Raw genomic sequence first — 13,019 nt, forward strand, 5'->3', positions numbered from 1 at the left:
ATTCTAAAAATCAACTCATGACCACAGACAACAAAAGACGCTCATTTCTGCAAAGAAGCTTGATGGCAGGATTTGCCTCAACGCTGGCAATCCCAAGCTTTGGCTCAGGTTTGATCAAAGCTGTTGAGAATGGACCTAAATATTCCAACCCATCAGATTTGAAAATAACGGGTATCTCTACAGCCTACATGAGTGGTCATGGAACCCATATGTTTGTGAAATTAACAACTAATCAAGGAATCACCGGATATGGGGAGGCTATGGATGCAGTAAGGGGAACTTACGGAGTTGCAACAGGAACAGTAGGCTGGGATAATATGACGCAATTTTTAATCGGTCAAAATCCCCTTGAGATAAATAAAATAGTAGAACAGATTCTCCGCAGAGGTCATTTTGGGGGTGCTCAGGGGGGAATGTATGTAGCTGTACTTACAGGAATTGAAATTGCTCTTTGGGATTTGGCCGGCAAAGCAATGAACCAGCCGGTTTACCGCCTAATGGGCGGTAAATTCAGAGATAAAATCAGGCTCTATTGTGACAGTGCCAGTAGTTCCGAAAGCCCTGAAGATATGGCTGCCGGGGCAATGGATGTTAAAAACGCAGGATTCACCGCCATAAAATTTGATATTGATTGGGCAGGAGACCCTTCCAAACAGGATGAATTTAACAGAACGGCTTCCAATGGTGAAATTGATAGGATGGTAAAACAGATTACCGCCGTCAGGGAGGCAATAGGAATGAATATGGATTTGTGCCTGGATGCTCATGGAAGATATGATCTACCTTCAGGAATTCAGATTGCCAAAGAAATGGAACAGTTTAAATTGATGTTTTTGGAAGAACCTATTCCTGCAGAAAACCTCGATAGCCTACGTGAGATAACCAGTCAGACCACTACCCCAATTTGTACGGGCGAAAACCAATATTTAGCACATGATTTCAGAAAAATTCTGGAAAAAAAAGCTGCTGACATCGTCATGCCTGACCTTCATAAATGTGGAGGGCTGGGTGAAGGTCAAAGGATTGCCAATCTCGCTAACCTCTATTATGTACCCGTAGCGCCACACATGGTAGCCTCTCCATTCGGTGCCATGGCCGCCTGCCATTGTTGTGCTTCCATTTCCAATTTCCTTTGTTTGGAATGGCATTGGTTCTCAAAATGGAAACAATGGGATGAATTGATCCTTGAAGCACCTTTGATTAAGGATGGATACATTCATCTCACTGATAAGCCCGGTGTAGGGGTCACTCCAAACGAAGATGCTATCAGAAAGTATGCAGTAAAGGATGCCCCTTTCTTTCAACCCAATTAAATTAAGCCTAAAGAATGTAAATTATGACTACTAAAAAAGACAGCAGAAGATCGTTTATTCAAAAAGGATTGGTGGCAGGCCTAACAGGCGGAGCTTTATTAAGCACTTTTGGCCAAGGTCTAAGTGCGGCAGTCAATAGACAATCACCTTTTTCCAATCCTTCTGACTTAAAAATCACCGATATAAAATGCGGCTATGTAAGAGGAGCTCTTTATGTGAAAATATATACCAATCAGGATGTTTGGGGCTGTGGCGAAGCGGTTGATGCCATCCATGGGACCTACCATCTTGTCAAAAGATTGGGTAATCAGATCAAAGGCCAAAGTCCATTGAACCCAAACCGTCTTGCTGAACAGATCCGGAAAGGCGCATTTTTTGGTGGAGCACAATCGGGAGTTTTTGTCGCAGTACTTACTGCAATTGAAACAGCACTTTGGGATATTACAGGCAAAGTCTTTGGAGTGCCGGTATATCAACTGCTCGGTGGAAAATACAGGGATAAAATCAGGGTATATTGTGATACCGCATTATACACCTCCACCAATCCTACACCCCAGGATTACGCCGATGCTGCTACCGACGCTGTAAACAGAGGATATAACGCAGTTAAATTTGATGTGGATGATGGGCGAGACCCAAACAAATACGATAGATTCAATTGGACCGCGAGTCCAGCCGAAATTGACAGGATGTACAATGCCATTGCTGCTGTAAGGGAAGCCGTCGGTCCAAACATCGATATCTGTGTGGATATGCATGGAAGATATGATGCTGTCACAGGATTGAAAATGGCCAAATTGTATGAGGATCTGAATCTCATGTGGCTGGAAGAACCAATACCTGCTGATAACCCCGAGGTTTACAAATCCATCACATCACAAACAACGACTCCAATATGTACGGGTGAAAATATTTACCTGGCCTATGGCTTTACAAGGTTATTGTCCGAGTCTGCCGTAGATATCATTATGCCGGATATCCAAAAAGCCGGTGGATTGGGTGAGGCCCAACGTATTGCCAATCTTTCCAACCTCTACTATGTACCATTTGCACCCCATATGGTAGCATCTTTCTTAGGTGCAATGGCCAGTTGTCATGTCTGTGCTTCGGTACCAAACTTCATGATCATGGAATGGCAGATATATATGGACAAAGACCAATTATGGAAAGATATTGTCACTTATGATGGGCCAAGAACAGAAAACAGTTTTATTACCTTGTCAGAAAAACCCGGTATCGGTGTGGAAATCAATGAGGAAGGAATGAAAAAATACGCTGTTAAAGACATACCGTTCTTTGAATAGAATAAACGGTTAAAATCCAAATCCTAAAAAATGAGAGCACGAAATCTTAATCTTACTAAAATCCAAACTCAAACAGGGATTCCACCTACCTTATAAATTAACTGAGAATAAAGGATTTTATTTGATTTATTTATTTTCAACAACTTTAACCTAAAGACCCGATATCATGAAAAAAACTATTTTACTGAGTATTGCACTTCTGTCATGTATGGTGTTTACTTCCTATTCCCAACAGATCTCCCCTACTCCGGATCAGATCAAAATGCTGACTTCACAGTGGACAGGGGAACGGTTTGCTGATGGAAGACCGAAAGTATCAGATGATTTGCTCAAAAGGCTGGAAAAACTTTCTATGGAAGAATCTTGGGGGTTTTTAAGAAACAAAGGGTATAACAACCAATATGAAAATGATTGGGTTATCATCGACGATGACCGGGTGATGACCGGTAGGGCCCTGACAGCTCAATATATGCCCTTGAGAACTGATGTCAATGACCTTGTAAAAGAAATTGGCAAAAAAGAAGGCAGGACCCAAGCTGGAGGAACCAATTCCTGGCCGATAGACAAGCTGGTAGATGGAGATATTTATGTTGCTGATGGTTATGGCAAAATTGTAGACGGAACCTTAATTGGAGATAATCTTGGAAATGCTATTTATGCCAAAACAAAAAAAGGCGTTATTTTTTATGGATCTGTTCGCGATATGGCCGGATTGTCAGCTATTGATGGTTTCAATGGATGGGTAAAAGGTCATGATCCTTCCTACATTCAACAGATGATGCTTACCACAATCAATTATCCCATTCGGGTTGGTAGAGCAACCGTACTTCCAGGAGATGCTGTACTTGCTAACAAATATGGAGTTGTATTTATTCCTGCTCATCTTTTGGCTGACCTTGTCATCAACGGAGAATTTATCATGCTACGTGATCAATTTGGTATCCAAAGGCTAAAAGAGGGAAAGTATACTGCAGGTGAAATAGACAGCAAATGGAGTGAGACCATTGTAAAAGATTTTCTTGATTGGGTCAATAAAAAAACTGACTTACCCATGAGCCGAGAAGAACTGAATAATTTTCTTAAAGACAGGAACTGGTGATTCCTGACAGTTCAACCAAATAAGCTTTAACCTCAATATTAACAATAAACCTAGAACACCATGAAAAACACACTTCAAGATATTATCAATAAAACCAAAGCAACCGAAAAGCAATATGCGGCTGAAAGACTAGCTGAAATGAACAGTGTAAATACGAAGGCAAATAGAAGGGATTTTCTTAAAAAGACAGCTCTTGGAGGAATGTCATTAACTGCCTTGATGGGACTTTCAATGGAAGATACCATGGCAGAAACCACCAGAAATGTAAGAAGAGCTTCTGCACCCTCTGATTTGAAAATCACAGACCTGAGATATTGCGTCACCACGGTATTGGGTAGAACCGCTATCATCCGGATTGATACCAATCAGGGAATTTATGGTCTGGGTGAAGTTAGGGATGGAGCAGATCCGCGTTATGCGCTGATGCTCAAAAGCAGGATCTTGGGAGAAAACCCTTGTAACGTTGAAAAAATCTTCAAAATCATCAAGCAGTTTGGTGGACAAGCACGTCAAGCAGGTGGTGTTTGCGCAGTTGAAATGGCCCTTTGGGATCTTTGTGGTAAAGCCTATAATGTTCCGGCTTGGCAATTACTCGGTGGCAGGTATAGAGACAATGTCCGTTTGTATGCCGATACGCCTACTGGAAACACGCCTGAAGAACAAAGGGAAAAAATCAAATACCGAACAGAAACCCAAGGATATTCCTGGCTCAAAATGGATGTTTCCATCAATCAGGTCAGAAACATACCTGGCACTTTGAACAATACAGAAATCCTAAAACAAAATTCAAATCAGTGGCAAGGTGGTTACATGTCCTATGCCAATACCAAACATGCATTCACTGGCGTTCAAATAACTGAAAAAGGATTGGATGAACTTGCTAAAATAGTTCACGAGGTAAGAGAAATGGTGGGTTATGAAATTCCGATTTCCACGGATCATTACGGACATATCGATTATAACAACTGTATCAAATTAGGAAGGGCGCTTGAAAAATATACTTTGGCTTGGTTGGAAGACATGGTCCCATGGCAGTGGACCGAACAGCATAAAACAATTACTGATGCTTTGGAAACACCTACCACGACAGGTGAAGATATTTACTTGCTTGAAAACTTCAAAGATCTCATCCACAACCGGGCAGTTGATATTGTGCATCCTGATCTGGCATCCTCAGGAGGATTATTGGAAACAAAAAGAATCGGTGATTATGCAGAAGAGTTTGGCATAGCCATGGCCATGCATCAGGCAGGAACGCCGGTTTCGTTTATGGCCAATGTGCATTGTGCGGCAGCTACCCAGAATTTCCTTTCTTTGGAACATCATTCTGTGGATCTACCTTGGTGGGAAGATATGGTCAAAACCACAGGCGGAGATAAAATGATCGTAAAGGGTTATGCACCTGTTCCTTTGACTGCACCAGGTTTAGGAATCGAACTGAATGATGAAGTAGTCAAACAACATCTCCACAAATCAGATTCTTCATACTTTGCACCAACAACTGAATGGGATGAAAAAAGATCCCATGATAGGACTTGGAGTTAATTTGTAATTTCAACAAAGAAGAGCTGTAGGATTATTCTCACAGCTCTTCCTTTAATATCTAAAAAATGAAAATACTTGTATTGATATCGTTTTTCAATCTTTTGGGATTCTATGCTGCTTTCGATGAATCTGAAAAAGTCGCTAAGGCTGTTCAGGAATTCACAAAAGCAGTAGTAGATGCGGATGAATCTAAATTTTCTACACTTTTGTCAGATAATTTGGTTTTTGGCCATTCCAATGGTAATGTTCAGGACAAAAAAGCCTTTATTGCAGAAATCATTAGCCGAAATCCTCTGGATTATTTGACTGTTGAAGTTGAAAATCAGAAAATAACCATTTCAGGAAATGTTGCGGTAGTAACACATATTTATGTGGCAACGGCGGAAAACAATGCCAAGGAAAAAGTGAATATCCGGATTGGTAATATGATGATTTGGGAAAAAGACAAATCCAATTGGAAATTGCTTGCAAGACAGGCTTATAGATTGCCGCAGTGATGATTTCCTGATTTGTAGCGCTGGAGCTGCATAAATTGATTGTAGATTTCAGTCCCGATAGCTATCGGGAAGATTTTTGATTGCAGATTTGATAAAAGAATAAACCAACGAAATATAAAGCCCATTGAAACCACTTGTATTTAAATCCCTATTATGGTCCTCCTTACCTGTATTGTTATTGGCCGGAATACTGTATTTGACTGATCATTCAAGTTTTGTTGGACCACTTTTGATTTTGTTTTTTGTTTTGATAGGTATTGGGTTTAGAGGTTTTGAAAATCTCAAGGGCTTCACATATACCATTATGATTTTTGCCTCGGTTACAGCCGCAATGTTTTATCCTGTAGTATTTCAGGAAGTGGGAAATTACAAATTGAGCGGTTTGATTGTTCCTTTGCTTCAGATCATCATGTTCGGCATGGGGACTTCCATGAGTCTCAAGGATTTTCAAGGTGTCGTAAAAATGCCTAAAGGCGTATTGGTAGGGGTTTTGTGTCAATTTTCCATTATGCCGTTTATTGGATACTCATTGGCAAAAAGCAGTGGTTTTCCACCTGAAATAGCCGCAGGACTGATATTGATAGGATGTTCGCCCAGTGGCATGGCATCCAATGTGATGAGTTTTTTGGCAAAAGCGAATTTAGCGCTTTCTATCACTATCACAGCCATTACCACGATGTTGGCCCCTTTTGTCACACCCGTTCTGATGGGTTGGTTGGCGGGTGAGTTCGTGGAAGTTGATGTGATGAAGATGGTCATGGATATTGTCAAAATAGTAATAATTCCTATTGGAGCAGGTCTATTGTTCAACAAATACCTAGGAGGAAAAGTGAAATGGTTGGATGCGGCCATGCCTTTGGTATCCATGATTGGTATAGCTGTAATCATTGTAATCATCACAGCGGCCGGAAGGGACAGTTTGTTGAATATAGGTCCTTTGCTGATTTTATTGGTAGTCATCCACAACCTAAGTGGTTATACATTGGGCTATTGGGCGGGCAAACTTTTCCGTATGGATGAAAGAGATTGCAGGACTATCGCCTTGGAAGTTGGAATGCAGAATGCAGGGTTGGCTTCAGGATTGGCAAAGGAAATGGGTAAAATCGCAACAGTTGGATTGGCTGCTGCTGTATTCGGCCCATTTATGAACATAACAGGTTCTGTATTGGCTTCTTACTGGCATAGAAAACCGCCTAAAGATGAAATAGAAAACAAAACCTTCGATCACCATTCTGGATAATCTGAAAGAAAATTTATCGATCTAAAAGATCTCTGAACCTATTAGCAGAAATTCTTCCTAACCCGGGAACATTTAAAAGATTTTCGAAATCTGCATTAAAAACTGCCTTGAGACTTCCAAAATGATCCAATAAGTTTTTTGCCCTATCTGCTCCAATTCCGGGAAATCCTTCCAAAACATGGATTTTTTGTTTTAAATTTTGATCCTTTCCTTTTTTAAAATTGCCCTTGCGGGGATAAGTTCTTTGGTCTTGTAGCTTGTCCTTTGTCAATTGTTTGAAGCCCTGCAACATGATTGAAACGGTTTCTTTTATACCCTTGGACCTTAGGATTGGTATTTTAAATCCTAGACTTATAGAAACCATAACTCCCTGTATGGCCTGGGTTGTAAAATCAGTTTTGTTAAAATCCTTTTGTCTTCCCTCCAAAATCAGCATTGATGGGATTTTGTTTTTTGAAAGCTTGCTTGCCTGTTTAAAAAGCCTGCCATCTTTGATAGATGCACAGAAATCAACAACCGTTTTCCTTTCGACCAATAAATCATTGTCAAAAATATAATCCCCTACATCCAACCTTTTTCTCTGCACCAATAAATTCCCTCTCGATAGCAGTTCCTTCTCAAGAGAAATGGGTTCCCTATCGTCAATAATTACTTCCAATGGATAAAAATATGATGATTTTATCAATTTCGACATAAATTTTAAAAAGCAGAACCTCAATAAATTTAAAAAAATAATGATGATGAATCCAACTAATTTTCTGTAAATCCCCCAATTCAAAGGAATTGGGGGATTTACAGAAAATTATATTAAAAATGCTTCCACCCCTGAGCCTTCAACTGAACAGCTGTACCACTCTTGGTCACCAAATACTTCCCTTCTTCCGTCTTGGTCACATGCCCGATAAAATGGATATCCGGATGTTTTTCCAATTTTTCGAAATCCTTTTGGTCAATAGTAAACAACAATTCGTAGTCCTCTCCCCCATTCAAAACACAGGTAATCGGATCCAGATTCAGCTCCACTGCTGTATCAAAAGTCTGTTTGTCAATGGGCAATTTATCTTCATAGATAGTAACACCTACATTCGAAGCTTTGCAGATATGGAACAATTCGGAAGCCAAGCCATCGGAAATATCCATCATACTGCTGGGTACAACTCCCAATTCCCTTAATTCATGGACAATATCCATTCTAGCCTCAGGCTTTAATTGTCTGCCGGTCACATAGCTATATTTTTCCAATTCCGGTTTCATATCCGGATTTGCCAAAAAGACCTGCTTTTCTCTTTCCAAAATCTGTAACCCCACCAATGCACCCCCAAGATCTCCCGTAACACAGATAATATCATTGATCTTTGCTCCGGATCGAAAACTCAAGGATTCTTTTTTACTTTCTCCGATTGCAGTCACAGAAATCACCAACCCTGAACGCGAAGCAGTGGTATCCCCTCCTATTACATCCACGCTGTAATGTTCCGCTGCCGCATTGATTCCTGCATAGAGCGCATCAACAGCCTCAACCGAAAACCTATTGGAAAGGGCAATACTTACTGTAATCTGTTTCGGAATGGCATTCATGGCCGCTACATCAGAGATATTGACTGCCACTGCCTTGAATCCGATATGAGGTAAAGGTGCATACGATAAATCAAAATGAATTCCTTCCAGCAACAAATCAGTCGTCACCACTTTGACATGGTCTCCTGCTTCAATCACTGCTGCATCATCCCCGATTCCTTTAATGGTAGAGATATGCTTGATAATGATTTTTTCATTCAGATGGTCAATCAGACCAAACTCCCCTATTTCAGAGATTTCAGTTCTTTCTTCGGACATAATTTTTCTTTTATTTCTTGCTTGGAAATACAAAGATACTTCGAATTCCCAATAGCTTCATAGCTTGGTAAAACATCTGTTTAGTGTGTACACTTATAGGGGCAAGTATGATTTCTGAAAAACCATCTACCCTTTTGCTCAATTAACTTATCTTCGGATAATAGGAAATCATCCTCCTGGTTTAGGTTTTGTGAAATACCAATTAATAAGTTCTACTATTAAGAATAACTCAATTTGATTTAACAATTAATGGAATTTACTTAGAAAGCTCCCAGCCAATTTCTACTGAAGCTTCATTTACAGATTCTTCTTTGACAGTCCAAAAATCTTCCAAGCCCTTTAAAAACAGCCCGCCGTTTGTAGAAACATAAACTTGATTGTTAAAAAATTCAATATCCTTAACCCAAAGACCTTGAAGCCCAAGGTTTTCCAATTCTGTTATTTCAATGTTTTCAGGATCTTTGTAATTCAGGATTTCATAGAAATTGTCTCTTCCGGCCCAAGTGATCAGACGGTCTTGGATAAATTGAATACGAAGAAATTGATTTGAAGAAGCAATACTTATCAAATTGAAAATATCGCCGTCAGGTGAGTAAAAGATCTCGTCTTCCGTAGTCAAAAACAATTCACCCTCGGGACCCTTAATCAATGAAAGAATGACAAATCGCTCGTATATATTTCTGAGAGGTGTAGCCTTCCCTTCTTTAGTAACAAAGAAGGAATTTTGAAGTCCACTGATCGAACCGGAAATAATCCAACCGTCTTCCCAACTATATGCAGTAATTAAATCAAGCCTGCTTCTTCCATCGATCTCCAAATCCAAAAGAATTTTTCTCAAAACCGGCAGTTGACGATCAACATGCGGACCGAAGCTGGAATTGACAACGTTTAATTCCAGGATAAATGTGTTGTCTATAGGCTCTATACCGGGAAAAAATAAATTTCTTTCCCAAGATGAGATTATAAAATTTTCATTAAATGCAAAATTAGGAACTTCCAACCATCCCTCTTTCAATTGGGCATCAAGAGGAAGATTGGGGATATTTAAAGGAGTGAGAGCAACAACATTATTACTAGCATAATTGTAATTTGGCATTATCACCAATGAGTTCCTATTGTTCAACACTCCCGCAGTGAGATTATCCGAGAAGGAATGACTGAATCTCATATCAAAACTTCGCATAGAAAATTGATGTTGTATACCTTCTGAATCAAAATAACCTGGATTACTCACATTTGAATAGTACAACCTATCTCCAATTACTTCCAGGTTACCAACATCGGCTCTGCTAAAGAGAAGGTTTGGGTGCCTTTCAAAAGGTACAGTATCTTCCTTTATTGGAACATGATTATCTATATCATCATTACAAGAAACATTAAAAATGAGCATCAAACAGGCAAAAAAAGATAACTCGATCAGTTTGGAATACTTTTTTAAATAAATCATTTTTCTTTTTTTCAACAAGGTTACGGATTTGAAAAATCAATTCCAACTATGTTATTGGTTTAAAACTTGAAGTGGCCATGAAAATTGCACTTTCATTATTCAATTTGTTTCAATCCAATCAAGAAATTAAGCCAAATGCTAATATTCACTCAGTAAGGAAATGTAGAAATGAGTTTATATTTGAAATCAAAAAACATCTATCTTTTTTTATGTTTGATTTTGATTTATATTCATCCAAATTTTTAAGGTATTCACTTTTATTCCAATCATTATGAACTATTTATTGAAATCTGCTTCTTTTCTATTGCTGTTTGTTATATTTTCTCCTTATGGTCATTCTCAATCCTACATAGGAAATACCATGGACAATTATTCCGGAGTTCATTCCCTATTACTAAACCCAGCTCATGTGGTTGGGTCCAAAACCAAGTTTGAATTCAACATATTTTCTGCCAGTGCTTTTGTTGGTAATGACTATCTAGGTGTGGACTTCAGCAATCTCAGAAATATCGGTGATGGTTTTTCATTTGATTCTGATGTCTCAAAAACACCCTCTGATAGAAACAATTTTTTTGGAAATGCAGATATTTTGGGTCCATCGGTCATGTTCAGATTGAATGAAAAAAGCAGCTTGGGGATCAACACCAGGGTCAGGACATTTTTCAATATTCATAATATCAGCGGGTTGTTTTATGAAAGCATTTCTGATGGTTTTGATTCTCAATCTGATTTCCAAGCAAATATGGAAGACCTTGCAGGAACTATACATGCATGGGGCGAATTAGGACTTACTTATGGCAGGATCATTCTGGATAATGAATCAGGCCGCTTAAAATTCGGCACAACATTGAAATACCTGGGAGGTGCTGGTGGACTTTTCACTTCAAGCCCACAATTAAGTGCGGCTTTTAACTCTAATGCAGGAATCCTAACCACAGGAGGGACACTCGATTATGGATACACTTCGGGTTTTGATACGGAAAATATAGAGTTCACGGATTTCACAGGTGGATTCGGAGCAGATTTTGGGTTAGTATATGAGTTGAAGTCAAAAGATGAGTTTCCTGTTGATTCTGTTTATTTACCAAAGCCATACAAACTTCGTTTTGGGATTTCAATATTGGATATCGGTTCCATAAATTATAATGGCGCAACAGAGGTCAGTTATGACATGAATGGGACTGTAGATGTTGTAGAGTTTGACGAAAAAGACTTGGAGGACCTGTTGAATGAAAATTTTCAAGGAACAGAAGTAATCGGAAACAGATCACTTGGACTTCCTTCTTCTCTTCAGGCATTTGTGGATTACAATGTTTCCAAAAAGTTTTTCCTAAGTCTTCATGGTGCCTATTCACTTAGAAATTCCTCAACATTCAGAGTCAGCAACATCATCAATACCATTTCCGTCACCCCAAGGTTTGAATCCAAAGGAATCAGTATTTACAGTCCTTTGAGCTTAAGGCAATACCAGTCTGGTATTCATTGGGGAATTGGATTTAGATCAGGGCCATTTATGATTGGATCAGGTTCGGTACTGTCAAACCTCCTTTCAAGTTCCTCAAAAAGCACTGATGTATTTATTGGATTCAAGGTTCCGATTTTTAAAGATAAAGCCCAAGATCTCAAATAATTCAATTTTATACTTCTGGGCTTTGCTGATTTCCTGGCAAAGAAGCGGATATCCATTAATGAAGTTTTGGTTTTTCCTGACAAAGTTCCACCAAAACTCCATTGGTAGATTTGGGATGTAAAAAAACCACCAATTTATTATCAGCACCTTCTTTTGGAATATCATTCAGTATTTCAAATCCTTCTGCTTTCATTCTATCCATTTCAGTATAGATATCTTCCACATCGAAAGCGATATGATGAATTCCTTCAGCCTTTTTTTCAATAAATTTTGCTATGGGACTTTCTGTTCTTGTTGCTTCCAAAAGTTCGATTTTGGTATCACCAACCTGAAAAAAAGAAGTCTTTACTCCTTCGCTTTCTACACTTTCGGTTTTGTAATGTGCTGTACCCAACAATCTTTTGAACAAATCATTTGATTTTTGAAGATCCCGGACTGCTATTCCCAAATGTTCGATTTTTCTCATCTTGATATTTTTTTATCTTTGTTTTTGAATTATTTCAAAATGAAGCATGTTAATCTGATGCTTATAAATATGACTTAATTAATTAAAGATATGATAATCGTTTCGGAAAAGGCAAAAGAAAGGATCCTCGAATTGAAAAAAGAAGAAGGAAGGACAGAAAATGAGAACATTAGGGTTTCTGTGAAGGGTGGCGGATGTTCAGGTCTGATGTATGATCTGGGATTTGACGGGAATTTGATTGAAACCGATCACGTCTTTGAAGACAAAGGTGTCAAAATAATTGTTGACAGAAAAAGTCTGCTGTATTTGGCAGGTACTACATTGGAATTTTCTGATGGATTGAACGGAAAGGGTTTCCAGTTTGTCAATCCCAATGCTTCAAGAACCTGCGGTTGCGGTGAAAGTTTTTCTGTTTAAAAATAAACTTTAAAAAATTCAATTTAAAGCCAGTTTTCAAAAACTGGCTTTTTTATTAATAATTTGTTAATAAAACTGTATTTTTTTTACCAACAAACTAATCCTATTCAATATAAATACATTTAATTAAAGTCTCATTAAGCCTTTTTTTAAGAAAAAATCACGATTTAACTCCTTATTCTTAGTACAATCAATTATTTGATAAATTATATTTAGTTTATTTTT

12 protein-coding genes are annotated in these 13,019 nt (G+C 38.7%); 8 read left to right on the forward strand and 4 right to left on the reverse strand.

What is annotated here, in order from left to right; all coding sequences use genetic code 11:
* The first annotated feature begins 17 nt into the window (after positions 1–17).
* The 6 genes from B9A52_RS21095 to B9A52_RS21120 all read left to right on the forward strand — a co-directional run bounded on the left by B9A52_RS21095 (position 18) and on the right by B9A52_RS21120 (position 6,998).
* Positions 18–1,313, forward strand: coding sequence for a mandelate racemase/muconate lactonizing enzyme family protein (locus tag B9A52_RS21095; protein WP_084122519.1), 1,296 nt, complete (start codon positions 18–20; stop codon positions 1,311–1,313).
* Between the two features lie 23 nt (positions 1,314–1,336).
* Positions 1,337–2,617, forward strand: coding sequence for a mandelate racemase/muconate lactonizing enzyme family protein (locus B9A52_RS21100; protein WP_084122521.1), 1,281 nt, complete (start codon positions 1,337–1,339; stop codon positions 2,615–2,617).
* A 166-nt stretch (positions 2,618–2,783) separates the two neighbouring features.
* Positions 2,784–3,716 (forward strand): RraA family protein, encoded by a 933-nt coding sequence (locus B9A52_RS21105; RefSeq protein ID WP_394334860.1) that lies wholly within the window; start codon positions 2,784–2,786, stop codon positions 3,714–3,716.
* Between the two features lie 60 nt (positions 3,717–3,776).
* On the forward strand, positions 3,777–5,261 hold the full coding sequence (locus tag B9A52_RS21110; protein WP_084122525.1) for a mandelate racemase/muconate lactonizing enzyme family protein: 1,485 nt from the start codon (positions 3,777–3,779) through the stop codon (positions 5,259–5,261).
* 65 nt (positions 5,262–5,326) lie between these two features.
* The gene (locus B9A52_RS21115) at positions 5,327–5,758 is read left to right on the forward strand and encodes a nuclear transport factor 2 family protein (RefSeq protein WP_084122527.1); all 432 of its coding nucleotides are present in this window, start codon (positions 5,327–5,329) and stop codon (positions 5,756–5,758) included.
* 172 nt (positions 5,759–5,930) lie between these two features.
* The gene (locus B9A52_RS21120; RefSeq protein ID WP_084122529.1) at positions 5,931–6,998 is read left to right on the forward strand and encodes a bile acid:sodium symporter family protein; all 1,068 of its coding nucleotides are present in this window, start codon (positions 5,931–5,933) and stop codon (positions 6,996–6,998) included.
* 13 nt (positions 6,999–7,011) lie between these two features.
* Here the strand turns inward: B9A52_RS21120 and B9A52_RS21125 are convergent, their stop codons facing one another.
* The 3 genes from B9A52_RS21125 to B9A52_RS21135 form a co-directional block, all read right to left on the reverse strand.
* Positions 7,012–7,692 carry an ERCC4 domain-containing protein gene (locus tag B9A52_RS21125; protein WP_157370243.1) on the reverse strand — a complete coding sequence of 227 codons (681 nt, stop codon included), beginning with the start codon at positions 7,690–7,692 and terminating at the stop codon, positions 7,012–7,014.
* 113 nt (positions 7,693–7,805) lie between these two features.
* A complete protein-coding gene (gene thiL, locus B9A52_RS21130; RefSeq protein WP_084122532.1) occupies positions 7,806–8,834 on the reverse strand; it encodes a thiamine-phosphate kinase in 1,029 nt (342 codons plus the stop codon).
* Positions 8,835–9,090: 256 nt separating this feature from the next.
* Positions 9,091–10,281 (reverse strand): hypothetical protein, encoded by a 1,191-nt coding sequence (locus B9A52_RS21135; RefSeq protein ID WP_084122534.1) that lies wholly within the window; start codon positions 10,279–10,281, stop codon positions 9,091–9,093.
* Between the two features lie 271 nt (positions 10,282–10,552).
* On the opposite strand from B9A52_RS21135, the gene B9A52_RS21145 reads away from it, so the two are divergent.
* On the forward strand, positions 10,553–11,911 hold the full coding sequence (locus B9A52_RS21145) for a DUF5723 family protein (protein WP_084122538.1): 1,359 nt from the start codon (positions 10,553–10,555) through the stop codon (positions 11,909–11,911).
* Positions 11,912–11,966: 55 nt separating this feature from the next.
* Here the strand turns inward: B9A52_RS21145 and mce are convergent, their stop codons facing one another.
* Positions 11,967–12,377, reverse strand: a complete 411-nt coding sequence (gene mce, locus B9A52_RS21150) for a methylmalonyl-CoA epimerase (RefSeq protein ID WP_084122539.1) — start codon at positions 12,375–12,377, stop codon at positions 11,967–11,969.
* Positions 12,378–12,467: 90 nt separating this feature from the next.
* Here mce and B9A52_RS21155 point away from each other — a divergent pair, with 90 nt between their 5' ends.
* Positions 12,468–12,794, forward strand: a complete 327-nt coding sequence (locus tag B9A52_RS21155; protein WP_084122541.1) for a HesB/IscA family protein — start codon at positions 12,468–12,470, stop codon at positions 12,792–12,794.
* The last annotated feature ends 225 nt before the right edge of the window (positions 12,795–13,019 follow it).

The sequence above is a fragment of the Aquiflexum balticum DSM 16537 genome, assembly GCF_900176595.1.
In the GTDB taxonomy this organism is placed as follows: domain Bacteria; phylum Bacteroidota; class Bacteroidia; order Cytophagales; family Cyclobacteriaceae; genus Aquiflexum; species Aquiflexum balticum.